21 protein-coding genes are annotated in these 23,346 nt (G+C 56.8%); 12 read left to right on the top strand and 9 right to left on the bottom strand.

Going from position 1 to position 23,346, the window contains the following annotated elements:
* The first annotated feature begins 7 nt into the window (after positions 1 to 7).
* The gene (gene arsC, locus A4308_RS20905; RefSeq protein ID WP_045281130.1) at positions 8 to 364 is read left to right on the top strand and encodes an arsenate reductase (glutaredoxin); all 357 of its coding nucleotides are present in this window, start codon (positions 8 to 10) and stop codon (positions 362 to 364) included.
* On the opposite strand, the gene A4308_RS20910 is transcribed toward arsC, so the two are convergent.
* Positions 361 to 1,185, bottom strand: coding sequence for a transcriptional regulator (locus A4308_RS20910; RefSeq protein WP_063308762.1), 825 nt, complete (start codon positions 1,183 to 1,185; stop codon positions 361 to 363). The two genes, arsC and A4308_RS20910, sit on opposite strands and share 4 nt — an antisense overlap.
* Positions 1,186 to 1,331: 146 nt before the next feature.
* On the opposite strand from A4308_RS20910, the gene celB reads away from it, so the two are divergent.
* From celB to A4308_RS20925, 3 genes are read left to right on the top strand one after another with little or no spacing between them, the layout of a single operon-like run.
* Positions 1,332 to 2,651 carry a PTS cellobiose transporter subunit IIC gene (gene celB / locus A4308_RS20915; protein WP_023337590.1) on the top strand — a complete coding sequence of 440 codons (1,320 nt, stop codon included), beginning with the start codon at positions 1,332 to 1,334 and terminating at the stop codon, positions 2,649 to 2,651.
* Positions 2,652 to 2,654: 3 nt separating this feature from the next.
* Complete coding sequence (locus A4308_RS20920) at positions 2,655 to 3,611, top strand: N(4)-(beta-N-acetylglucosaminyl)-L-asparaginase (protein WP_045281131.1); 957 nt, start codon at positions 2,655 to 2,657, stop codon at positions 3,609 to 3,611.
* A complete protein-coding gene (locus tag A4308_RS20925; protein WP_045281132.1) occupies positions 3,611 to 5,029 on the top strand; it encodes a leucyl aminopeptidase family protein in 1,419 nt (472 codons plus the stop codon). Before A4308_RS20920 ends, A4308_RS20925 begins: the two co-directional genes overlap by 1 nt.
* Before the next feature lie 80 nt (positions 5,030 to 5,109).
* Here A4308_RS20925 and A4308_RS20930 read toward each other — a convergent pair whose 3' ends face one another.
* From A4308_RS20930 to A4308_RS20945, 4 genes are all read right to left on the bottom strand, one after another.
* Positions 5,110 to 5,811: a DnaA inactivator Hda gene (locus tag A4308_RS20930; protein WP_213014348.1), complete on the bottom strand. Its 702-nt coding sequence runs from the start codon at positions 5,809 to 5,811 to the stop codon at positions 5,110 to 5,112.
* Between the two features lie 95 nt (positions 5,812 to 5,906).
* Positions 5,907 to 7,196, bottom strand: coding sequence for a uracil permease (uraA, locus tag A4308_RS20935; RefSeq protein WP_023337593.1), 1,290 nt, complete (start codon positions 7,194 to 7,196; stop codon positions 5,907 to 5,909).
* Between the two features lie 83 nt (positions 7,197 to 7,279).
* Positions 7,280 to 7,906 (bottom strand): uracil phosphoribosyltransferase, encoded by a 627-nt coding sequence (gene upp / locus A4308_RS20940; RefSeq protein WP_008501641.1) that lies wholly within the window; start codon positions 7,904 to 7,906, stop codon positions 7,280 to 7,282.
* 216 nt (positions 7,907 to 8,122) lie between these two features.
* A complete protein-coding gene (locus tag A4308_RS20945; protein ID WP_014884777.1) occupies positions 8,123 to 9,553 on the bottom strand; it encodes a 6-phospho-beta-glucosidase in 1,431 nt (476 codons plus the stop codon).
* A gap of 266 nt (positions 9,554 to 9,819) precedes the next feature.
* Between A4308_RS20945 and purM the strand changes: the two genes are divergently transcribed.
* From purM to ppx, 4 genes are all read left to right on the top strand, one after another.
* Positions 9,820 to 10,857: a phosphoribosylformylglycinamidine cyclo-ligase gene (purM, locus tag A4308_RS20950; RefSeq protein ID WP_063308763.1), complete on the top strand. Its 1,038-nt coding sequence runs from the start codon at positions 9,820 to 9,822 to the stop codon at positions 10,855 to 10,857.
* A complete protein-coding gene (gene purN, locus A4308_RS20955) occupies positions 10,854 to 11,495 on the top strand; it encodes a phosphoribosylglycinamide formyltransferase (RefSeq protein WP_014884779.1) in 642 nt (213 codons plus the stop codon). Before purM ends, purN begins: the two co-directional genes overlap by 4 nt.
* A gap of 200 nt (positions 11,496 to 11,695) precedes the next feature.
* Positions 11,696 to 13,756 (top strand): polyphosphate kinase 1, encoded by a 2,061-nt coding sequence (gene ppk1 / locus A4308_RS20960; protein WP_014884780.1) that lies wholly within the window; start codon positions 11,696 to 11,698, stop codon positions 13,754 to 13,756.
* Between the two features lie 3 nt (positions 13,757 to 13,759).
* Positions 13,760 to 15,298: an exopolyphosphatase gene (gene ppx / locus A4308_RS20965; RefSeq protein ID WP_014884781.1), complete on the top strand. Its 1,539-nt coding sequence runs from the start codon at positions 13,760 to 13,762 to the stop codon at positions 15,296 to 15,298.
* A 4-nt stretch (positions 15,299 to 15,302) separates the two neighbouring features.
* On the opposite strand, the gene A4308_RS20970 is transcribed toward ppx, so the two are convergent.
* Positions 15,303 to 17,543 carry an EAL domain-containing protein gene (locus tag A4308_RS20970; RefSeq protein ID WP_045281134.1) on the bottom strand — a complete coding sequence of 747 codons (2,241 nt, stop codon included), beginning with the start codon at positions 17,541 to 17,543 and terminating at the stop codon, positions 15,303 to 15,305.
* A gap of 353 nt (positions 17,544 to 17,896) precedes the next feature.
* Here A4308_RS20970 and A4308_RS20975 point away from each other — a divergent pair, with 353 nt between their 5' ends.
* Positions 17,897 to 18,085: a YfgG family protein gene (locus A4308_RS20975; protein WP_028014036.1), complete on the top strand. Its 189-nt coding sequence runs from the start codon at positions 17,897 to 17,899 to the stop codon at positions 18,083 to 18,085.
* Here A4308_RS20975 and A4308_RS20980 read toward each other — a convergent pair.
* Positions 18,082 to 18,972, bottom strand: a complete 891-nt coding sequence (locus tag A4308_RS20980) for a LysR family transcriptional regulator (protein WP_023337596.1) — start codon at positions 18,970 to 18,972, stop codon at positions 18,082 to 18,084. The two genes, A4308_RS20975 and A4308_RS20980, sit on opposite strands and share 4 nt — an antisense overlap.
* Before the next feature lie 95 nt (positions 18,973 to 19,067).
* Between A4308_RS20980 and A4308_RS20985 the strand changes: the two genes are divergently transcribed.
* From A4308_RS20985 to A4308_RS20995, 3 genes are read left to right on the top strand one after another with little or no spacing between them, the layout of a single operon-like run.
* Positions 19,068 to 20,297, top strand: a complete 1,230-nt coding sequence (locus A4308_RS20985; protein WP_045281135.1) for an MFS transporter — start codon at positions 19,068 to 19,070, stop codon at positions 20,295 to 20,297.
* Positions 20,298 to 20,346: 49 nt separating this feature from the next.
* On the top strand, positions 20,347 to 20,814 hold the full coding sequence (locus tag A4308_RS20990) for a DUF6130 family protein (RefSeq protein WP_014884786.1): 468 nt from the start codon (positions 20,347 to 20,349) through the stop codon (positions 20,812 to 20,814).
* Positions 20,815 to 20,825: 11 nt separating this feature from the next.
* Entirely contained in the window at positions 20,826 to 21,569 is a 744-nt protein-coding gene (locus A4308_RS20995) for an alpha/beta fold hydrolase (protein ID WP_045281136.1), read from the top strand.
* Positions 21,570 to 21,618: 49 nt separating this feature from the next.
* On the opposite strand, the gene iolB is transcribed toward A4308_RS20995, so the two are convergent.
* Together iolB and iolE are read right to left on the bottom strand one after the other, a co-directional pair.
* Entirely contained in the window at positions 21,619 to 22,443 is an 825-nt protein-coding gene (iolB, locus tag A4308_RS21000) for a 5-deoxy-glucuronate isomerase (RefSeq protein WP_045281137.1), read from the bottom strand.
* A gap of 9 nt (positions 22,444 to 22,452) precedes the next feature.
* Complete coding sequence (gene iolE / locus A4308_RS21005; protein ID WP_045281138.1) at positions 22,453 to 23,343, bottom strand: myo-inosose-2 dehydratase; 891 nt, start codon at positions 23,341 to 23,343, stop codon at positions 22,453 to 22,455.
* Positions 23,344 to 23,346 lie beyond the last annotated feature (3 nt).

The following is a 23,346-nucleotide window of genomic DNA, read 5'->3' on the forward strand; positions in this document are numbered from 1 at the left end:
AGAAGTCATGACAGACGCGGTAAAAATTTATCATAACCCTCGCTGCTCTAAGAGCCGCGACACGCTCAGCCTGCTGAAGTCTAACGGTATCGACCCTGACGTGGTGTTGTATCTCGACACACCGCCGGACGCGCAGACGCTTCGTCAGCTGCTGCACATGCTGGGAATGGGCAGCGCGCGCGAACTGATGCGCCAGAAAGAAGATCTGTATAAGTCACTGAATCTGGACGACACGTACCTCAGCGAAGACCAGCTGATTCAGGCGATGGTTGAGAATCCAAAGCTGATTGAGCGCCCGATTGTGGTGGCAAACGGTAAAGCACGTATCGGCCGTCCGCCGGAAGATGTCCTCGACATCCTCTAGTCCTTACGCCGCAGCGCTTCCAGAAACGCCTGCGGCGTACTTTCTCCCAGTTTTTTCTGCGTTTTACCCCGGTTATAAAACTCGCATAGCGTGATAACGACCTCTCCAGCCGGTGCATCATTCACTCGCGGAATAATATCCCGGAGCGGTAGCGCCACCTGCAGCGCATTGTGCTTGTGTGGATGAGCGTTAACAACAACGTCTTGTGCAGGCAGCGTCGGTTCAAAACCGAAAGTCTCAACAGATTGTATATCAGCGGGGCAGGCCTCCAGCAGCGCGCGCGTCCAGGTAGTGAGCAACTGCGGTGAAAGACCCGCATAGAGCCGGGCATAACACCAGCCGCTCACCGGTTCGCGCGCCCAGAGCAGGTGTTGTTCGCCCCCATCATCCATATGCAGCGACAAAGGCTGATGATACAGCAGCAGCGTATGCGGCCTGATGCCAGCTTTCAGCGCCTTTTTTCCCTGCAACGAAGCCCCTTTTTGTTTCGCGGGTGCCGGTTTGAGATAGCGACTCAGCGTTGCCCGTGAGACGGGGATGCCCAGGATGTCGTTAACTATCTGCAGCAATTCATCTAATGGCGCACCTGATATGTCGCGCAGGGCATTAACCAGTGCAACCTGCTCTTGTCTCAGCGCTTTGTGTATCACTTTTGGCGTAGTGTGGTTATCCGAAACCCGATCGCGGTTGCGCCAGCGCCTGACGGTAGTGACCGAGATCCCCAGCTCAACGGCCAGTTCCCGGTCGCTTTTATCAGACTGCTGAAGGTAGCGGCGGATGCGCGGCGTGGTGGTGGCATTGGCGTGCAGTTTGATTTCCATTCCAATCCTCCTGAAACTAATCTGATGAGATTTATATTATACAAGCGATTGCTTTGTGACCGATTTCACCTTTCGCTCACCGCGCTTCACTGATAATCCACAGACATAACATAAACAACACCCCTCAATCTTGTACGGAGTTCACAATGAACAATGTTCTGGGATTTCTTGAAGCAAAACTGATGCCGCTGGCGGCGAAAACGGCCCAGCAGCGCCATCTCGGGGCCATTCGTGGTGCCTACGTTTCATTCATGCCATTTATCATCGTCGGCTCCATTCTGCTCGTCATCTCGTCGTTCCCGAATCAAACCTATCAGCAGTTTATGTCTCAGGCCTTTGGTGAGAGCTGGAGCGCGATTATCGAAATTCCGTTCAATGCGGTCTTCTCCACCATGTCGCTGTTTATCAGCTTCCTGGTCGCCTTCCGCCTGGCCGAACACTATGGCGAGGACCGTATCTCCTGCGGCATCCTGGCATTGGTCGCATTTTTAATCCTGACGCCGTTTATCAAAGTGGCGGAAAACGGCGGCATTACCGTCATACCGGTAGAGTGGATTGGCAGCAAGGGGCTGTTTGTGGCGATGATCGGTTCGCTGCTATGGACGGAACTGTTCTGCTGGCTGAAGCGCAAAAATCTGGTCATTAAAATGCCGGACGGCGTGCCGCCTGCGGTGCAGGAGTCCTTCGCGGCGCTGATCCCGGCCCTGCTGGTCATGATACTGGTGCTGGGTATCCGCATCATCTTCGAAAATACCCACTACAACACCATCCATCAGTTCATTTACGAGGTGGTCGCCACGCCGGTACGCCACTACGGCACCTCTTACTTTGGCGCGCTGATGACCGTATTCAGCATCACTATTCTGTGGTCAGTGGGGATTAACTCCGGCTCGATGATCAACGGCATCATTCGTCCGCTGTGGATGGAAAACCAGACCGATAACATCGCCGCCATTCAGGCGGGCACGACTCCGCCGCACATTATTACTGAACAGTTTTTTGACATGATCTGGATGGGGGGGGCGGGCGCCACGCTGTCGCTGGTGATTGCGATGCTGATTTTCGCCCGCAGTAAAAACATGCGCGAAGTGGCGCGCCTCGGCGCGGGGGCGTCGGTGTTTAACATTAACGAGCCGATCCTGTTTGGCCTGCCAGTGATCATGAACCCGATCATGCTTATTCCGTTCAACCTGGTGCCGCTGGTGCTGGTTACCGTGCAGTATGCGGCGATGAAAATTGGCGCGGTCGCCGTCACCACCGGGGTGTTTATCCCCTGGACGCTGCCACCGGTCATCAGCGGTTTTATCGTTACCGGGCACCTGAGCGGCAGCGTGATGCAGCTTATCAACCTGCTGATTGGCGCCATGTTGTACCTGCCTTTCATGCGTATCGTGGACAAACAGTACCGTGCTGCGGAGCTGAGCACGGTCACGCAAACTGACACCACCCTTGCAAAACAGGAGTAAAGCATGTGGGGAATTATCGCAACCTGGCGAATGGCGCTTGAAGGCGTAACGGAATCTGCATCTGCCCTGGCGGCGGGAAAACCGGTCTCAGCAGCGGTGGTGGATGCCGTCGCTGCCGTGGAAGACTTCCCGCTGTATAAATCCGTCGGCTATGGCGGGCTGCCTACCGAAAACGGCGATGTCGAGCTGGATGCGGCGTACATGGACGGCGACACGCTGGCGTTCGGTGCCGTAGGAAATCTGGTGGATATCGCCAATCCGGTGCGCGTGGCGCACGCGCTGAGCCGCCAGCGCTACAACAGCCTGCTGGTCGGCCAGGGCGCACGTGAATGGGCACTGAGCCAGGGCTTTGCCGACAAAACCATGCTCACGGAGCGCGCCATGCAGCACTACCGCAAGCGCTGCCGCGAGACGCTGGATAAAGGCTTAAGTCCGTACGACGGACACGATACCGTCGGCATTATCGGTCTTGATAAGCAGGGTTCCATGAGCGTCGCCACCTCCACCAGCGGCCTGTTTATGAAAAAACGCGGCCGCATTGGGGATTCCCCCATTATCGGCTCCGGCTTTTACTGCGACAGCGAAACCGGTGCCGCTACCGCCACGGGCGTCGGTGAAGATCTGATGAAAGGCTGCACCAGCTACGAAATCGTTCGCCGGATGGCGCAAGGCATGTCGCCGCAGCAGGCCGCAGATTCAGTGGTGTTCGAGCTGGAAGATAAGCTGATGTCGCGCTTCGGTCGCGCGGGCGATCTCTCCGTGGTGTGCATGAATAACAAGGGCGAGTTCGGCGCCGCGACGAATATCAAAACCTTTTCGTTTGTGGTGGCAACGGCTCGACAGCCTCTCACCGTTTATCGCACAGAGCGTCTGCGGGAAAAAACGCATTATCACGCGGTAGACGATGAATGGATGCAGGCCTATGCCGCGCGGATCCGCGCCCCGATTGAGGAGTCATGATGATTACATATCAACTCATTACCGCACTTTCCGACGCAAAGCCGCAAAGCCATTTCATCGCCCGCACCGCCTGTGCGCATTTGCCGCAAACTGCGCTTATCGCGGAAATGCGCGAGTCCAGCGGCATCGCTGACGCCCGCTTTGGCTGCGCCCCTTTTGCCCGGATCACGCTGCTCGCTGATGCGCTCTGGCACGATAGCCTGACAGAAGGATTGCTCACGGCGCTGCGCCCGCTGCTGGCCTCACCCGTGAGTCCCGATGTGATGCTGGACGTGACAAATATCGACGACGTCGTGCTGGCGCAAGTGCTGCGTTTTCTCTTTAATCAGGCGCACCGGCTAAGCGATTTGCAGCTAAAGAAAACCGACGATGACGTCCGTATTGCGCATATCACCGCCCTCTGCCTGCCGGAACAACAGGCGAAGCTGGAGGGGGTTTTCCGCCAGCAGCAGGCTATCGCGCACGGCATGGTCGCGGCACGACGTCTGGCGGATATCCCCTCTGACCGGTGTACGCCGCAGTTTGTGGTAGAAGAGGCACTAAAGCTCTGCGCCCTCTTCCCCGCCCTGCGCTGCGAAGTGCTCAACGAAAAAGAGATTGTTGAGCACGGCCTGGGTCTACTGCACGCCGTGGGCAAAGGGGCGAGCTGCCCGCCACGTCTGCTGGCGATGCATTATGATGGCACTCACGACGGCCCGGTGCGCTGCTATGTGGGAAAAGGCATCACCTTTGATACCGGCGGTCTGTGGCTGAAAGAAGGTGCGGGCATGTACACCATGAAATATGACATGTGTGGGGCGGCTAACGTGCTGGGGCTGATGCTCACCGTGGCAGAGCTGGGATTACCCGTACGCATCATGGGCGTGCTGGCACTGGCAGAAAATGCCATCGGCCCCAATGCCATGCAGCCCGGCACGGTGGCAACAGCCTGCAACGGCACCACGGTTGAAATCAACAATACCGATGCTGAAGGTCGACTGGTGCTGGCGGATGCCATCGCCTGGGCCAGCCAGCGGCATCCGCAGACGCGCTATATTATTGATATGGCGACCTTAACCGGTGCAGTCGTGAAGGCGCTGGGGTATGAGCTAAGCGGGCTAATGACGCAGGATGAACCGCTGCGCAGTGCGCTGACGCAGGCAGGGAAACAGAGTGGCGACGAAGTGTGGTCCCTGCCGCTGGATGCGCGGTTGAAAAAGCAGACCGACAGCGCCATCGCCGATCTGTGCAACACGCCAACCAACAATGCGGCGATAAGCGCCTCGGCGGCGTGGTTGCTGCATCACTTCTGCCCGCCAACCATTCCGTGGGCGCATCTGGATATCAGCGGCACGGCGCTGTGGCGTGAAGGTGGACGGAGCGTGGCATCAGGACGGCCGATTCCGCTTCTGGTTGAACACCTGATGGGGGATCTTTAGCCGGGTGGCGGCTGCGCCTTACCCGGCCTACAAAGAGCACCTGTAGGCCCGGTAAGCGCAGCCGCCACCCGGCAAAAAACTCAAAGCTTAAGGATATCTTTCACAAACGGAATGGTCAGCTTGCGCTGGGCGGTAATGGAAGCGCGATCGAGCTGATCGAGCGTATCGAACAGGGTGCGCATTTCCCTGTCCAGGCGCTTGAGCAGGAAACGGCCCACGTCTTCCGGCAGCTCAAAGCCACGCTGCTTTGCGCGCAGCTGTAATGCCTGAAGCTTATCTTCATCCGACAGCGGCTGGAGCTTGTAGATTTGCCCCCAGTCCAGACGTGACGCCAGATCCGGCAACCCAAGATTGAGCTGGCGCGGTGGACGATCGCCGGTGATCAGCAGTCGGGTTTTGCCCGACTCCAGAATGCGGTTATAGAGGTTAAAGATCGCCATTTCCCACGGCTCATCCCCCGCCACGCATTCGATATTATCGATGCAGACCAGGGAGAGATGTTCCATTCCCTCCAGCACGTCAGGCACGAACCAGGTACGTTTATCCAGCGGCACATAGCCTACCGCATCACCGCGCGCCGAAAGCTCCGCGCAGGCGGCATGCAACAGGTGGCTGCGCCCCGCGCCTTCGCGTGACCAGATATAGATGTATCCGCTGTGCTCCTGGCGCAGCACGTTTTGCAGTGCAGCCAGTAAAGAGGGGTTATCACCCGGCCAGAAACTCGCAAAAGTTTCATCGTCAGGGAGATAGAGTGGCAGAGAGAGCTGTGCCGGTCCGTTCAGAAGTACCTCAACCAGATCTTACGTAAAATCGGAACGGAGTTTAACACGGAACCAGCAAGGAGAGAACCGGGCGGATCGTCCACCCGGTTAAAGGATCAATGTGGCGCTTTTTCGCTTTCGTCAGCGTCCAGGACCACCTCTTCCGGGCGGATCACCGAGATCAGCTTGAAAATCAGGCTCAGGCCCACGCCGACGATGGTCGCCAGCGCCATGCCTTTCAGCTCGGCCGCACCGATGTGCACCTTCGCACCGCTCACGCCGATAATCAGAATGACCGAGGTGAGGATCAGGTTCTGCGCTTTGCTGTAATCCACTTTCGATTCAATCAGCACGCGAATCCCGGAGGCACCGATTACCCCGTACAGCAGCAGCGAGACGCCGCCCATGACCGGCACCGGGATGATCTGAATCGCTGCCGCCAGCTTGCCCACGCAGGAGAGCAGAATGGCAATAATCGCCGCGCCGCCAATAACCCAGGTGCTGTAGACGCGGGTGATTGCCATCACGCCGATGTTCTCACCGTACGTGGTGTTTGGCGTGGATCCGAAGAAACCGGAGATGATGGTGGAGAAACCGTTCGCAAACATGGAGCGGTGCAGACCCGGGTCGCGGATTAAATCACGCTTTACGATGTTCGCCGTTACCACCAGGTGGCCGACGTGCTCCGCAATCACGACCAGTGCGGCGGGCAGAATGGTGAAGATAGCAAACCACTCGAAGCGCGGGGTGTAGAAGGTTGGCAGCGCGAACCAGTGCGCCTCGGCAATCGGTGTGGTATCCACCACGCCCATCACGAAGGAGAGCGCATAGCCCGCCAGCACGCCGATCAGGATCGGGATAATCGCCATAAAGCCGCGGAACAGCACGGAGCCAAACACCGTCACGCCCAGCGTCACCATCGAGATAATGATGGTTTTAGAATCCGGCGATTGCCCGTCCGCAGGCAGCAGACCGGCCATATTCGCCGCCACGCCCGCCAGTTCGAGACCGATGACGGCAACGATTGCGCCCATCGCCGCAGGGGGGAACATCACGTCCAGCCAGCCGGTACCGGCTTTCTTCACAATGAAGGAGACCAGGCAGAACAGTACGCCACACATGATAAAGCCGCCCAGCGCCACTTCATAACCCAGCGGCAGCAGCAATAGCACCGGAGAGATAAAGGCGAAGCTCGACCCGAGATACGCCGGGATTTTGCCTTTACAGATAAAGAGGTACATCAGCGTACCGATGCCGTTGAACAGCAGCACGGTAGCCGGGTTAATGTGAAACAGGATTGGCACCAGCACGGTTGCGCCAAACATGGCGAACAGGTGCTGCAAACTAAGCGGGATAGTCTGTAAAAGCGGCGGTCTTTCACTCACCCCGATAGCACGGCGCGTCATAGTGTTTTCCTCTGAGTTTTGTTGTTGGTGTTTTATTCAAAAAAAAGCCGACTATCAAAGTCGGCTTTTTTATCGTTATTCGCTTATTTCGTACCAAAGATCTTATCGCCGGCATCGCCGAGCCCCGGGATGATGTATCCGTGCTCGTTAAGACCCTGGTCGATAGAGGCGGTGTACAGCTCAACGTCCGGGTGCGCTTTTTCCAGCGCCGCGATCCCTTCCGGTGCCGCAACGAGTACCAGCACCTTAATGCTGCTGCAGCCCGCTTTTTTCAGCAGGTCAATGGTGGCGATCATTGAACCGCCGGTCGCCAGCATAGGGTCAACCACCAGCGCCATACGTTCGTCGATGTTGGACACCAGCTTCTGGAAGTAAGGAACCGGCTCCAGCGTCTCTTCATTACGGTAGATACCGACCACGCTGATGCGCGCGCTTGGTACGTGCTCCAGCACGCCTTCCATCATACCCAGACCGGCACGCAGGATAGGCACGACGGTAATTTTCTTCCCTTTGATCTGCTCAACCTGCACCGGGCCGTTCCAGCCTTCGATGGTGACTTTTTCCGTTTCCAGATCAGAGGTTGCTTCGTAGGTCAGCAGGCTGCCCACTTCAGAAGCCAGTTCGCGAAAACGCTTCGTGCTGATGTCATGCTCACGCATCAGGCCCAACTTGTGTTTAACGAGTGGGTGTTTCACTTCCACAATCTTCATTCTCTTTCTCCTCTGAGGTGGCATCCGCAAAAAAATCGCGGGATTATACCGCTTTTTTCGGATTGCGCCATACCCATCTTGCTTGACATACGTCAATCAAAGACAAAAAAGCCGGAGGCTGGGCTCCGGCTTCGGTGCGGGGTTCTGCCGGGTGGCGCTAACGCTTACCCGGCCTACACGTCCCGTAGGCCCGGTAAGCGCAGCGCCACCGGGCAATTATAGCTGCTCGCCGTTGCTCGCAATCACCTGCTTATACCAGTCGAAGGACTTTTTCTTGCTGCGGTTCAGCGTGCCGTTCCCTTCATTGTCTTTATCGACAAAGATAAAGCCGTAGCGTTTTTTCATTTCACCGGTGCCGGCAGACACAAGGTCGATACAGCCCCACGGGGTGTAGCCCATCAGGTCTACACCATCTTCCACCACCGCTTTTTTCATCTCGCGGATGTGCGCAGAAAGGTAATCAATGCGGTACCGATCGTTTACCGTGCCGTCACTCTCCTGCACGTCAATCGCGCCAAAGCCGTTTTCAACAATGAACAGCGGCAGCTGGTAGTGATCCCAGAACCAGTTCAGGGAGTAGCGCAGCCCAACCGGGTCAATCTGCCAGCCCCAGTCGGATTTCTGCACATACGGGTTAGAGACCAGGCTCTTGCTCTCGTCGTAATCAAGCTGCGGGTTGTCCGCCGTCGCCTTGGTGGCAAAGGACATGTAATAGCTGAAGCCGATATAATCAACGCAACCCTGGCGCAGCGCTGCTTTATCCTCGTCGGTAATATCCAGCGCGAACCCGCGACGTTCAAAGTAGTTGAGCAGATGCTGCGGGTACTTACCGCGGACGTGCACGTCGGTAAACCAGTAGCGACGGTGCATCGCATTCATCGCCATCATCATATCGTCCGGCGCGCAGGTCAGCGGATAGATAGGACACATAGCAATCATGCAGCCGATCTGCAGCGACGGATTAATTTCGCGTCCCGCCTTCACCGCCAGGGCGCTGGCCACCAGCTCGTAGTGCGCGGCCTGGAACATGACCGGCTCACGGTCTTCACCCGGCGCATACTTCAATCCGGAGTTGGTGAACGGCGCAAAATCTTCGTGGAAGTTAGCCTGGTTGTTGATTTCATTGAAGGTCATCCAGTACTTCACTTTATGCTGATAGCGCTGGAAGACCACTTTTGCAAAACGAACGAAAAAGTCGATCAGCTTACGGTTGCGCCAGCCGCCGTATTCCGTCACCAGGTGGAAAGGCATCTCGAAGTGAGAAAGCGTAATAACCGGTTCGATGCCGTACTTCAGGCATTCGTCGAACAGATCGTCATAGAATTTCAGTCCAGCCTCATTAGGCTCCCGCTCGTCGCCTTTCGGGAAGATACGCGTCCAGGCGATGGAGGTACGGAAACATTTGAACCCCATCTCGGCAAAGAGTCTGATGTCTTCTTTATAACGATGGTAGAAATCAATGGCTTCATGGTTAGGGTAATTCTTTCCTTCCAGCACGCCGTTGGTGATTTCACGCGGTACGCCATGCGCACCCGCCGTCATGACGTCGGCAACGCTTACGCCCTTGCCGCCCTCTTTCCAGCCGCCTTCCAGCTGATGCGCCGCAACGGCACCACCCCACAGAAAATCTGCTTTAAATCCTGACATTCGCTTTCCCTCATTCTGCGTTATTTTCTGCAAAAACAATTACAGAAACCGGTTTCAGTTCAATGATGTTCAAAGGGGTTATCCGTTGCAAGCAGATCGCCGAAACCGGTTTCATTTTCGTGAACAGAGTCAAGTTTGTTGCCCCGCAAAGGCCAGAGAGAAAAAAAGATCCCTGCACCGAGAATAGGCTCGCAAACGTTTGCCTGGACTGTTAGAATTGCGCCGATTTTTCTTACTAGCTATGCAATCGCGTGGGGACTTGAGCCGTGACCAACAAAACTTCTCTCAGCTACAAAGATGCCGGTGTTGATATTGACGCAGGTAATGCGCTGGTTGACCGAATCAAAGGTGTGGTGAAAAAAACCCGCCGCCCGGAAGTGATGGGTGGTCTGGGTGGATTCGGCGCACTGTGCGCGCTGCCGCAAAAATATCGTGAACCTGTTCTGGTCTCGGGAACTGACGGCGTAGGCACCAAACTGCGCCTGGCGATGGATTTAAAACGTCACGACACGATCGGTATCGATCTGGTTGCGATGTGCGTGAATGACCTGGTAGTTCAGGGTGCAGAACCCCTGTTCTTCCTCGATTACTACGCGACCGGCAAACTGGATGTGGATACCGCAGCCAGCGTCATTAACGGTATCGCCGAAGGCTGTCTGCAGTCCGGCTGCGCGCTGGTGGGCGGTGAGACCGCGGAAATGCCTGGCATGTATCACGGCGAAGATTATGACGTCGCAGGCTTCTGCGTCGGTGTAGTAGAAAAATCAGAAATTATCGACGGCAGCAAAGTGGCTGATGGTGATGTGCTGATTGCGCTGGCTTCCAGCGGCCCACACTCCAACGGCTACTCTCTGGTGCGTAAAATTCTCGAAGTCAGCGGTTGCGACCCACAAACCACTGAACTTGAAGGTAAACCGCTGGCTGACCATCTGCTGGCCCCGACCCGCATCTACGTGAAAAACGTGCTGGAGCTTATCGAGAACGTTGACGTTCACGCCATTGCCCACCTGACCGGCGGCGGCTTCTGGGAAAACATTCCGCGCGTCCTGCCGGATAACACCCAGGCGGTGATCGACGAATCCTCATGGCAGTGGCCGGCAGTCTTTAACTGGCTGCAGACCGCAGGCAACGTGAGTTCTCACGAAATGTACCGCACCTATAACTGCGGTGTGGGCATGGTTATCGCCCTGCCAGCAAGCGAAGCCGATAAAGCGGTTAAGCTGTTGACCGAGAAAGGTGAAAACGCGTGGAAAATCGGTACGATTAAAGCCTCCGATTCCGAAGAGCGTGTGGTCATTGAATGAAAAACATCGTGGTGCTCATTTCCGGCAACGGAAGTAATTTGCAGGCCATCATAGACGCCTGTAAACAGAAGAAAATTAACGGCACCATTCGGGCAGTATTCAGCAACAAGGCCGACGCGTTCGGCCTTGAGCGCGCGCGGCAAGAGAGCATTCCCGCGCACGCGCTGGAAGCCAGCCAGTTCGCCGGGCGTGAAGCCTTCGACCGCGAACTGGTTAACGAGATTGATGCCTATGCACCGGACGTGGTCGTACTGGCGGGCTATATGCGTATTCTGAGCCCGGCGTTTGTCGAACACTTCGCCGGGCGACTTCTGAATATCCACCCTTCCCTGCTGCCAAAATATCCCGGCCTGCACACACACCGTCAGGTGCTGGAAAATGGCGATGAGGAGCACGGTACCTCTGTGCATTTCGTCACTGACGAACTGGACGGTGGCCCGGTGATCCTGCAGGCGAAAGTCCCGGTCTTTGATGGCGACAACGAAGACGACGTGACCGAGCGCGTGCAAACTCAGGAACACGCCATCTACCCGCTGGTGGTCAGCTGGTTTGTTGACGGGCGTCTTGAAATGCGCGACGGTGCAGCCTGGCTGGACGGCGTTAAGCTTCCGCCTCAGGGTTATGCGGCCGAAGAGTAGTTTGTTATGTCGGGTGGCGCTACGCTTACCCGACTTATTGCATTACCCGATATTGCCTCCCCCAACTCTCTAAAATCCCCAACAAAAAAAATAACTGTCATACTTTTCTGGCACTGTTGGACATATCGTGGAAATGCTCGCCATAATAAGGACGAGACGGATTTACCACGTCCTGTGATTGAACTGGAGTGTGAGCTGTAATGGGTCAGGAAAAGTTATATATCGAGAAAGAGCTAAGCTGGTTAGCATTTAACGAACGTGTACTCCAGGAAGCGGCCGACAAAAGTAACCCGCTGATCGAACGCATGCGTTTTTTGGGCATTTATTCCAACAACCTGGATGAGTTCTACAAGGTTCGCTTTGCCGAGCTGAAAAGACGGATCATCATCAGCGAAGAACAGGGCTTAAATTCTCACTCGCGTCATCTGCTGGGTAAAATCCAGTCCCGCGTGTTGAAAGCCGATCAGGAGTTTGACGGCCTGTATAACGAACTGCTGCTGGAGATGGCACGCAATCAAATCTTCCTGATTAACGAACGTCAGCTTTCCGTTAACCAACAAAACTGGCTGCGCCACTACTTCAAACATTATCTCCGCCAGCACATTACCCCGATTCTGATTAACCGCGAAACCGACCTGGTGCAGTTCCTGAAGGATGACTACACCTATCTGGCCGTGGAAATTATTCGCGGTGAGTCCATCAGCTACGCGCTGCTGGAGATCCCGTCTGACAAGGTGCCGCGCTTTGTGAATCTGCCGCCGGAAACCCCGCGCAGACGCAAGCCAATGATCCTGCTGGATAACATCCTGCGTTACTGTCTGGACGACATCTTCAAAGGCTTCTTCGACTACGATGCGCTAAACGCCTACTCGATGAAGATGACCCGTGACGCCGAATACGACCTGGTCCACGAGATGGAAGCCAGCCTGATGGAGCTGATGTCCTCCAGCCTGAAACAGCGCCTGACGGCCGAGCCGGTCCGCTTTGTTTACCAGCGCGATATGCCGGACGCCATGGTGGAGATGCTGCGCGAGAAACTGACCATTTCGCGCTATGACTCCATCGTACCCGGTGGCCGTTACCACAACTTTAAAGACTTTATTGGCTTCCCGAACGTTGGCAAAGCCAACCTGGTGAACAAGCCGCTGCCGCGCCTGCGCCATCTCTGGTTTGATAAATTCCGCAACGGGTTTGACGCCATTCGCGAACGTGACGTCCTGCTCTACTATCCGTACCACACGTTTGAACACGTGCTTGAACTGCTGCGTCAGGCCTCTTTCGACCCGAGCGTGCTGGCGATCAAAATCAACATCTACCGCGTGGCAAAAGATTCCCGCATCATCGACGCGATGATCCATGCGGCGCACAACGGCAAAAAAGTGACCGTGGTCGTGGAGCTGCAGGCACGTTTCGATGAAGAAGCCAACATTCACTGGGCGCGCCGTCTGACGGAAGCGGGTGTGCACGTCATCTTCTCCGCACCAGGGCTGAAAATTCACGCCAAGCTGTTCCTGATCTCCCGTAAAGAGGGCGAAGACGTGGTGCGTTATGCCCACATCGGAACCGGGAACTTCAACGAAAAAACGGCGCGGATTTACACCGACTACTCGCTGCTCACCGCCGACGCCCGCATCACTAACGAAGTGCGCCGTGTATTTAACTTTATTGAGAACCCGTACCGCCCGGTGAGCTTTGACTATCTGCTGGTCTCGCCGCAGAACTCGCGCCGCCTGCTGTACGATATGATCGATAAAGAGATCGCCAATGCCCAGAAAGGTTTGTCATCTGGCATCACGCTGAAGCTTAACAACCTGGTCGATAAAGGTCTGGTGGACCGTCTGTATGCGGCGTCCAGCTCCGGCGTGCCGGTTAACCTGCTGATCCGCGGCATGTGCTCGCTGATCCCGGAACTGGAAGGCATCAGCGACAATATTCGCGTTATCAGCATTGTTGATCGCTACCTGGAACACGATCGGGTCTATATTTTCGATAATGCGGGTGATAAACAGGTCTATCTCTCTTCGGCAGACTGGATGACGCGCAATATTGACTATCGAATTGAAGTCGCGACCCCGCTGCTGGATCCGCGTCTGAAACAGCGTATCCTCGACATTATCGAGATCCTGTTCAGCGATACGGTGAAAGCGCGCTATATCGACAAAGAACTCAGTAACCGCTATGTACCGCGCGGCAATCGTCGTAAAGTGCGGTCGCAACTGGCGATTTACGACTATATCAAATCACTCGAGCAACCCGATTAACCTATGCCGATAAATGATAAGACCCCACGCCCGCAGGAATTCGCCGCGGTCGATCTTGGCTCTAACAGTTTCCACATGGTCATCGCCCGTGAGGTGGATGGCGCGCTGCAGATCATCGGTCGTCTGAAGCAGCGCGTACACCTGGCGGATGGTCTTGATGAACGCAGCATGCTGAGCGAAGAGGCGATGGAGCGCGGCTTAAACTGCCTGTCCCTGTTTGCTGAGCGCCTGCAGGGCTTCTCGCCTTCCAGCGTTTGCATTGTGGGGACCCACACGCTGCGCCAGGCGCTGAACGCCCCGGAGTTCCTCAAGCGAGCCGAAAAAGTGATCCCCTACCCGATTGAGATCATCTCCGGTAACGAGGAAGCGCGTCTGATTTTCATGGGTGTTGAGCACACCCAGCCGGAAAAAGGGCGCAAGCTGGTTATCGACATTGGCGGGGGTTCTACGGAACTGGTGATCGGCGAAGACTTTGAGCCGCGTCTGGTGGAAAGCCGCCGTATGGGCTGCGTCAGCTTCGCGCAGATGTATTTCCCGGGCGGCGCCATCACCCGTGAAAACTTCCAGCGGGCGCGTATGGCCGCGGTCCAGAAGCTGGAAAATCTGGCCTGGCAGTACCGTATTCAGGGCTGGAACGTGGCGCTGGGCGCGTCGGGTACCATCAAGGCGGCGCATGAAGTCCTGCTGGCAATGGGTGAAAAAGACGGGTTTATCACGCCTGAACGCCTGACCCTGCTGACCGAAGAAGTGCTGAAGCATAAAAGTTTTGACGCCCTAAGCCTGCCGGGTCTTTCTGACGAACGTAAGGCGGTATTTGTACCGGGTCTGGCTATCCTCTGCGGCGTGTTTGATGCGCTTGCCATTAAGGAGCTGCGTCTCTCCGACGGTGCGCTGCGTGAAGGCGTGCTGTATGAGATGGAAGGTCGCTTCCGCCATCAGGACATTCGCAGCCGCACCGCGCAAAGCCTGGCCAACCAGTACAACATCGACCGCGAGCAGGCGAAGCGCGTGCTGGAAACAACGGTCCAGATGTACGAACAGTGGGAAGAACAGAATCCTAAGCTCGCGCACCCGCAGCTTGCCGCCCTGCTGAAATGGGCCGCGATGCTGCACGAGGTGGGGCTGAACATTAATCACAGCGGAATGCACCGCCATTCGGCCTATATTCTGCAAAACAGCGATCTGCCTGGCTTTAACCAGGAGCAGCAAACCATGATGGCGACGCTGGTGCGTTATCACCGCAAGGCCATCAAGCTCGACGATCTGCCGCGCTTCACGCTGTTCAAGAAGAAGCAGTTCCTGCCGCTCATCCAGCTGCTGCGTCTGGGCGTGCTCCTCAATAACCAGCGTCAGGCCACCACGACGCCGCCGACGCTGAAGCTGACAACCGACGATCACCACTGGACGCTGAGCTTCCCGCACGACTGGTTCAGCCAGAACGCGCTGGTCCTGCTGGATCTGGAAAAAGAGCAGCAGTACTGGGAAGCGGTCACCGGCTGGATGCTCAAAATCAAGGAAGAGAGCGCCGACGTCGCCGCATGATGACTCAGGCGTCCGCGGTGGACGCCTCAGTTTCCGCCAGTGACTCAAGCGCAACCGGCTTGCCAATCAGATAACCCTGCACATAATCGATGCCTAGCGCGTGAACCGCGCTACGTATCTCTTCGGTCTCGACATACTCCGCCACCACCAGCATCTTCTTCATGCGTGCCAGATGGCAGATAGACGCCACAATCTGATAGTCCAGACTGTTGTTGACGATATTACGGATGAAGCTGCCGTCAATCTTGAGAATGTCGGCATCCACGCTTTTCAGCCGCGCATAGCTCGCATAACCGGTACCGAAATCATCAATCGCAATGCGTACCCCCATTTTCTGCAACTGCCTGAGGATGTGTAGCGCCTGTTCCGCGTTGCAGAAGGTGCTGCACTCCGTCACTTCAAAGATCAGCTGCCACGGCTCGATGGCATAGTGGGTCAGCAGACGACTCACCTCGAGCGGGAACTGCACCCGACACACCGTTGAAGGGGCCAGATTAATGGCAAAGCGCTGGCCGGGCAGTTTCTCGCGGTGCGCTGCAAGGAAGCGCAGCGTGTGGTCCAGTACCCACAAATCCACCCGCGAAGAGAGTCCAAACTCCTGGGCAACGGGCAGGAATTGTTCAGGCGAGATTAACAGCCCGTTTGCATCGGTCATGCGCAGCAGCACTTCGTGATAGCTGTCCCCCCGCAGGCCGCGCACGGGCTGAACCAGCAGCGTGAATTCGTTGTTATCCAGCGCACGCTGCAGGCGACTCATCACCGCGACTTTATCCTTCAGGCTACGCTGCAGGTGGACGGCACCACGTTGCTGAAGGTTTTCCGGGTGGTTAGAGGAGAGCGACAGGTCAGCCACTACCCCCAGCTCGCCCAGCACCAGATAGAGGTGGTTGACGGGCGAACGTACATAGCAGTAGCTCACGCCCACCTGCGGCTGCAACGGTATGCCATCCCAGATAAAGCGGAACTGTTTGATATGTTCGTCCAGAGTTTCAATCCGCTGCTGGTGCGATTCCGCGTTAAGGCGAATCGCCAGGTCACAGCCCGTGAGGTGATAAACCTTTTCGTTGGACTGGAGCCTGGCATTAATCCATTGTGCCAGCCGCTGTTTGTACTGAATGCGCAGCAACACGCCATAGTTACGCCCCAGAATCTCCAGCTCAGGAATACGCACTAAACAGAGCGCCGACCACGGGTTTTTCGCCAGATCGCGCGACAGCGCCCGCAGGTTAGGCATATGCATAACCGGGTCGAGTAACGCCAGCCTGCGGGCACGCTTGTTCACCGCGCGCTGCCGGGTCGCCAGCATCGACATGTAAATCACCACGAACGAAAAGACCAGGTAACTGGAAGAGGTGATCGCCAGCTGAATGTCGTATCCCTGGTTCATTGGGATATAGCGGTAAAAATAGTGGATAGACACCAGCAGTATCGGCGTCCAGATAAGCGAAATCAGCTTATAGCCAAAGCGCATCGCCCCCCAGAGCATCACCGGCATCAGCAACGACAGGGTATAGTTGGTGGTGAAAATGGAACTGTTTTCATTCATCGGGAGCAGCAGCAGCGAAATCAGCCCGCCGAGCGCAACAGCCCAAATCAGAAACTCAGCGGGCGTCACTTTTGCGTCTATCTGGCTACGGATCTGCGAGATGAGACTGTTGAGATAACGCGGATGGCGAATCAGGCGGATCAGCAGATAACTTAGCGGCACGCCCGTCAGCCCGCTGACCAGCAGGGCCTGATAGTTAATCAGCGTGCGAATATTAAAAGGGTTCAGCCCCGCCAGGCTCTGACGACTCTCATATATGCCGAGATACACCGCAAACTGGAACAGCACCAGAAACAGCGTCGCAGGGCAGAAGGCCTGCCAGAACATACGCTGCGCCATCAGCCGCACGTCGCCATAGGCCGTCATATTTCGTCTGGGCGCAAAAACCCGATAGCCGCCCCAGCTGAGCACTAACGGGACGATAAAATGGAACACACCGGCGACGGTTTCGAACAGCCCGACCGACGGGTAATAGCGAATAAACAGCGCCAGTACAATACCGGGCAGAGCTTCCAGACCAAAAAACATCATCAGCGAAAGCAAAAAAGAGAGCGGTAAATAATAGAGCGCCGCAATTCCGTCGCCCAGCTGCGTGAACGTATTCGCCACGCTCAGCACGGGCAGTAACCCCACCGGCAAAATAAGCGGCAATGCCCACCAGCGGTTTTTATTGTTTTTAAGAAAAGCGAAAATGTTCATAGATGCCCGGTTAAACCCCTTTTACTCCAGAGGGAAAATAAAGACAGGCATCCAACCTGACCTGACGCCGCCCCGGTGATGTGCAGGGCGAACAGTGTGGAGGAGGGATTTTAAATACCAGAGCCGGGAATCCGTTGACTTAAATCAAACTATTTTATGCAAATAAGCCTTACATGCGTTTTTTTTGAAATAATTTTCCTCATATTATCAATATGGTAAATGCAACAATCAATTTCAATAACAATAATTAATGTAAACACTGACGGTTATTTACACATTGCGGAATTGACCCTGTCTTTCCGCTGTGCCTTAATATCCCCATCGCCCAAAAGGGCATGCCCAGGAAAAAGAGAGTGAGTCAGGCCACGCGTATGCGCAAACGACACCGTTTTAACACCCGAATGACCCGCATCATACTGCTCATCAGCTTTCTGTTTTTCTTTGGCCGCTTCGTTTACTCTTCCATTGGCGCCTGGTATCACCATCAGGACAAGATCCAGTCGCAGCAGTCCAGCCTGAACGTCGACGCCGCTGATCGCTAGCCCGCCGGATGGTTTTGCACCAGCCGAATAATTCCTGCTATCCCTTTGCTAAGGATCTTATCCTGCCGCATTACGATAGCCAGCTGTCGCTGCAGCATGGGCGTCAGCGACATCACGCACAGCCCTTCACGGTCAGCCTCATGCGCTACCGCCATTCCTGGAACGATACTGTAGCCCAGCCCCACGCGAACCATACGCTTAATCGCCTCAATGCTGCCAAGCTGCATCACCGGTGCGATCGTTAATCTGCTGGCAGCAAACCAGCCATCAATGAGCGTCCGGGTACTACTGCCTGACTCAAAGGCGATCAGCGACTGAGCATGGAGCACCTCCGGGGTTAAGTGCCTGAAAGCGTCCTGCTGCGCCTGCGAAGCAATAAAGACAAACTCCTCGTCCATCACCGGCATGACGTCCAGCGCTTTGCCGCTGACCGGCAGCGTCACCAGCCCCATATCGAGACGGTTCTCTTCGATAGCCCGGACGATGTCGAGCGTGTTACCCGTGGTCACGCCCACCCGCAGGAGCGGATAGTCACGGCGCAGTTGCTCCAGTAACGGCGGCAAAAGATGGATACAGGCCGTCGCCCCCGTGCCAAGCGTAATGGTCCCGCTAACATCGTGTCTGAACGCACCCACGGACTGGAGGGTTTCATCCACCACCTGCTGAATGCGTTCCCCGTGGGCCAGCAGGGCCTCTCCGGCGGCCGTCGCCTTAATGCCTCGCCCGGTACGTTCCACCAGGCGCGTTTGCAAAAACTGCTCCAGCTGACGTACCTGCATGCTGACAGCGGGCTGGGAAATGCCCATCAGATCCGCCGCAGCGGAAAAACTGCCGCGCTGGATCACCAGCCGGAACGTCGCGAGATAGCCCAGATTAAGCGTCGTCATTCAAAGTTTCTCTTATACCGCGCATAAGGTTGCAGACCTGTTTGCACAATACCTCGCTCGCTATGCTGGGGACAACTGCATAACGGAATGAAACAATGGAAACTCCTGCCCTGCCTCGTCGACTCGCCCTCACTGCCGGATGTCATCAACTCATCAACTGGGGGATCTCGTTTTATATGCCCGGTACCTTCGCGCTGGCGATATCAGCTGATCGGGGGTGGTCATCACCACAGATTTACCTCGGCCTGACGCTGGCAATGCTGGTGATGGCGGCGGCTTCCCCTTTCGTCGCCCACCTGCTGGCACGCTTTGGTGGCCAGAGGGTGGTGATGAGTGGCACGTTGCTGATCGCCGCAGGCTGCGCGGGTATGGCATATACCCAGACGTTATTTGGTTGGTATTGCGTCTGGCTGATCACCGGCATCGGGATGCGCCTGTCGCTGTACGATGCGCTGTTCGCCGCGCTGGTGAACCTCTACGGTCAGCAGGCGCGAAGAACAATCTCACGCGTCACGCTGGCGGGCGGGCTGGCATCCGCCGTCTTCTGGCCGCTGGGTGATGGCCTGCTCCACCTTATGAGCTGGCAAGAGGCGCTAAGGGTTTATGCCCTCTTTGGCCTGCTGAGCGCGGCGCTGATCCGCTCGCTTCCCCGGCAGCGGCTAACGGTGACGACAAAGGTCACCGCGCCACCTCTGCGCAACGAACGACGAAACGGCTGGCTTTATGCAGCCTTCATCGCCCTTTTCACCTTTGTCTCCAGCGGTACGTCTACCCATCTGCCAGAGTTTATCGCCAGCTTCGGCCTGCCGGTCACGATCGGCATCCTGTGGGGGATAGGCCAGACGGGGGCTCGCTCGCTAGAGGTGCTGGCGGGTGCCCGCTTAACGCCGTTCAAACTGACCCTTTTCACCGCCCTTGCCATGCCGCTCTGCTTTCTGATTGGGCTAAGCAGCACCCGGTTTGCCTGGTGTGCCGCCGGGTTTGTGCTGGGTTTTGGTGCCATCAACGGGCTAATGACGATAGTCAAAGCGAACCTGCCGCTGGAACTGTTTAGCGTGGAGAGCTATGCCCGCCGCACCGGTATGCTGCTTATTCCTGGCCAGCTCACAGCAGCGGCTTCACCGTTTGCCTGTGCATGGTTAAATAAAACGCTGGGGATCGCCGGAACAATGTGGGTATCAACGGGGCTGACGCTGGTGATTGCCGGGCTGGCGATAGCGATTGTGCGCCGTCCCGGCAGGCAAACTGTAACGCACTGTATCCAGCGCACCACGCAGACAAACGGGTACAAAACACCGCCTCAGGCAAATATCACCGATACATAAAAATGGTTTTCTTTCCCTGTCGTCATTCATAACCGGAGGAGAGAGACCGATGATTCGTCGATATGTACTTTTACCCGTACTCGCCCTGGCATCTGTAGCGCATGTCCAGGCCACACCGCTGGGCAACCTCAGCGCCGCCGATGTTAATGGCCCAGCCGCCGTTGCGCCGTTGGCACAGCCGCAGCCGCCCGCAAAGCTGATAGTCGATCCACCGCTTGCCGGGCCGCTAAGCAAAGGCGCGGTGTTTATTCAGTACCGGGCCGAAAACCTGCGCATTGAACCTGTATTTGGGCCCGACGCGCTGAAAGTCACACCTCGCATCGGCCACATCCACGTCGTGGTTGATGACGCCCCGTGGCACTGGGCTGACGCCAGTGGAGAGCCGGTGATTCTGGTGGGGCTACCCGCCGGTAAGCACAAGGTGACAATTATTCTGGCCGATCCGACGCATAAGCCCCTCGATCACAAAACCATTGAATTTACCGTACCGCCCCACGCGGCGATCCACCATTTTTAAGGAGTCTGAAGATGAAAGCACTGTCTGTACTGACAGCAGGCCTGCTGGCGCTTTCGGCCAGCGCTTTTGCGGAGAATAAAACCAGCGTCGTGCTGGTACATGGCGCGTTTGCCGACGGCAGCAGCTGGAATAAGGTGATTACCCGGCTGCAAAAACACCATACCGAGGTTATCGCCGTTCAGCTCCCGCTTACGTCGCTAAAAGATGACGTTGCGGCCACCCAGCGCGCCATCGCCCGTGCTAAGGGGGACGTCGTGCTGGTCGGTCACTCCTGGGGTGGCACCGTGATTAGCGAAGCGGGCAACGATGCACGGGTTAAATCGCTGGTTTACGTGGCGGCGTTCGCGCCGGATTCCGGCCAGTCGACGGCAGAGCTGGCGAATACCTTCCCGGCCCCGCCCGGAAGTGCAGGCATCGCTAAAACGGCTGACGGCTACTTATACCTGCCGACCGAAGCCGTCAGGAAGGATTTCGCACCGGATGTGAAACCGGCTGAACAACTGACCATCGCCGCCACGCAGGGGCCAATTAAAGCCGATGCATTTGGCGAAAAGGTCACTCACGCCGCGTGGCACAATAAGCCGAGCTGGTATGTGGTGAGTGAGAATGACCGGATGATTAACCCCGCGCTTGAGCGCGCGATGGCGAAGACGATCCACGCGAAAACCACCGGGGTCGCGGCGAGTCACGTGTCGATGGTGAGCCAGCCAGAGGCCATCGCCCGAACGATTGAGCAGGCGTTAGAAGCAAGGTAAGCGTTTCACAGGCCGGGTAAGCGCAGCGCCACCCGGCAAAAAACCCGCTTCAGTGCTTGCCTGTAGCGGGATAATCATGATTAATCCACGCGTGGTCTTCTTCCCAGGTAAACATCCATTTGCGTACCGGGCCGGCCATCACGTTGAGGTAATAGCTATCGTACCCGGCCATCGTCGCCACCGGGTGATATCCCTTCGGCACCATGACCACATCACGGTCGTAGACCGCCATGCACTCGTCCAGCGTTCTGTCGTCGGTGTAGACGCGCTGCATGCAAAACCCCTGCTCCGGGTTGAGGCGATGGTAGTAGGTCTCCTCCAGGTACGTCTCCTGCGGCGGGTTATCCGTGTCGTGCTTGTGGCTCGGGTAGGAACTGGTACACCCTTCGTTGGTCCAGACCTCCACTACCAGCAGGCTGTCGGCAGATTTACCTTCCGGCAGAATGTTATGCACATAGCGCTGGTTGTGCCCCTTGCCGCGCGCCTCGCCGTCGATGTCCTGCGGCGCAATCAGCCGCGTCGGGTATGTGCCTTTGCCCGGCGCAGCGCAGACGGCCAGCTCCAGCGTCGTCAGCGCCTTTATCTGCACCGTCTCCTGCGGGGTGACGTACACCGCCCACGGCTTAATGCGCTCAAACGGGCTCATCCGCTCACCAATATCGTTAAACTGCGCGGAGGGCGTGCTGATGGAGGCGCGTCCGGCGACCAGCACCAGACAGAGCTCTTCGTTGATGGCGGGCAGCGTCAGCACCTGCCCCTCCTGCAATTCATATGCCTCAAAACCGACATATCCCCAACCCGCACTTTCCGGCGTAACGGACTGGGTGCGCCCCTCAGCATTCGGCTGTTGCCAGCGTGATAACAGACGTGACATGTCACCTCCTCAGATAAGCCCGGCGTCGTGCGCCAGGCGGCTCAGGTTGTTATACCCCAGACGGGCATAGGTCAGCGGATGGGCAATCGCCGGATCCTGCTCCGCCTCGACCACCAGCCAGCCGTGATATTCCTGCGCTTTCAGCAGCCGCATGATCGGCGGGTAATCGACGCATCCGTCACCCGGTACGGTAAATACGCCGCTTAACACCGCATCGAGGAAGCTGGTTTTGCGGTTTTTAACGTCCGCCAGCACGTCGGCACGCACGTCTTTGCAGTGAACGTGGTTGATGCGCGACGCCCAGCGCTGCGCCACCGCCAGCGGGTCGGCTCCGGCAAAGGTCAGATGGCCGGTATCCAGCAGTAACCCCACTTCCTCACCGGTGTGGGTCATCAGGTTGTCCACGTCGTCGGCGGACTCAATCACCGTGCCCATATGGTGATGGTAGGCAATCTGCACCCCCTGCTGCTGCGTATAGCGGGCAAATTCGCTGAGCTTCTCCCCGTACTCCTTCCAGCGTTCCTGCGGGAAGCGCGGGCGCAGATGCACCGGGGTCTGCTGCTCGCCGTGAATACAGCCGCTCACTTCCGCAAAGACCAGCACCTTCGCCCCCAGCTCGCGCAACAGCGTCAGGTGGGGCTGCACGGCGGCGATCTCCTCCTCCACGCTGCGCTCCAGCAGGCGGCCAGAGTACCAGCCGGAGACCAGCTTCAGGTCGTGGCGCTGTAAAATCGGGCCGAGCAGGCGCGCCTCGCGCGGGAATTTATTGCCCAGTTCGAAACCGGCAAAACCGGCCTCTTTGCCTTCGCTCAGGCAGGTCTCCAGCGACGTCTCCGCGCCGAGAGAAGGCAGATCGTCGTTCGTCCACGTCAGCGGGTTAATGCCCAGTTGTACACTCATTGT

Origin of the sequence: Enterobacter sp. ODB01 (assembly GCF_001623605.1) — a bacterium.
GTDB classification, from domain to species: domain Bacteria; phylum Pseudomonadota; class Gammaproteobacteria; order Enterobacterales; family Enterobacteriaceae; genus Enterobacter; species Enterobacter kobei.

Coding starts and splice junctions, on each gene's coding strand:
- A4308_RS20995 (WP_045281136.1), top strand. CDS start 20,826: ATGAAAGCACTGTCTGTACTGACAGCAGGCCTGCTGGCGCTTTCGGCC.
- A4308_RS20920 (WP_045281131.1), top strand. CDS start 2,655: ATGTGGGGAATTATCGCAACCTGGCGAATGGCGCTTGAAGGCGTAACG.
- A4308_RS20990 (WP_014884786.1), top strand. CDS start 20,347: ATGATTCGTCGATATGTACTTTTACCCGTACTCGCCCTGGCATCTGTA.
- upp (WP_008501641.1), bottom strand. CDS start 7,906: ATGAAGATTGTGGAAGTGAAACACCCACTCGTTAAACACAAGTTGGGC.
- ppx (WP_014884781.1), top strand. CDS start 13,760: ATGCCGATAAATGATAAGACCCCACGCCCGCAGGAATTCGCCGCGGTC.
- arsC (WP_045281130.1), top strand. CDS start 8: ATGACAGACGCGGTAAAAATTTATCATAACCCTCGCTGCTCTAAGAGC.
- A4308_RS20945 (WP_014884777.1), bottom strand. CDS start 9,553: ATGTCAGGATTTAAAGCAGATTTTCTGTGGGGTGGTGCCGTTGCGGCG.
- A4308_RS20925 (WP_045281132.1), top strand. CDS start 3,611: ATGATTACATATCAACTCATTACCGCACTTTCCGACGCAAAGCCGCAA.
- iolB (WP_045281137.1), bottom strand. CDS start 22,443: ATGTCACGTCTGTTATCACGCTGGCAACAGCCGAATGCTGAGGGGCGC.
- uraA (WP_023337593.1), bottom strand. CDS start 7,196: ATGACGCGCCGTGCTATCGGGGTGAGTGAAAGACCGCCGCTTTTACAG.
- purN (WP_014884779.1), top strand. CDS start 10,854: ATGAAAAACATCGTGGTGCTCATTTCCGGCAACGGAAGTAATTTGCAG.
- celB (WP_023337590.1), top strand. CDS start 1,332: ATGAACAATGTTCTGGGATTTCTTGAAGCAAAACTGATGCCGCTGGCG.
- A4308_RS20985 (WP_045281135.1), top strand. CDS start 19,068: ATGGAAACTCCTGCCCTGCCTCGTCGACTCGCCCTCACTGCCGGATGT.
- ppk1 (WP_014884780.1), top strand. CDS start 11,696: ATGGGTCAGGAAAAGTTATATATCGAGAAAGAGCTAAGCTGGTTAGCA.
- A4308_RS20980 (WP_023337596.1), bottom strand. CDS start 18,972: ATGACGACGCTTAATCTGGGCTATCTCGCGACGTTCCGGCTGGTGATC.
- iolE (WP_045281138.1), bottom strand. CDS start 23,343: ATGAGTGTACAACTGGGCATTAACCCGCTGACGTGGACGAACGACGAT.
- A4308_RS20910 (WP_063308762.1), bottom strand. CDS start 1,185: ATGGAAATCAAACTGCACGCCAATGCCACCACCACGCCGCGCATCCGC.
- A4308_RS20970 (WP_045281134.1), bottom strand. CDS start 17,543: ATGAACATTTTCGCTTTTCTTAAAAACAATAAAAACCGCTGGTGGGCA.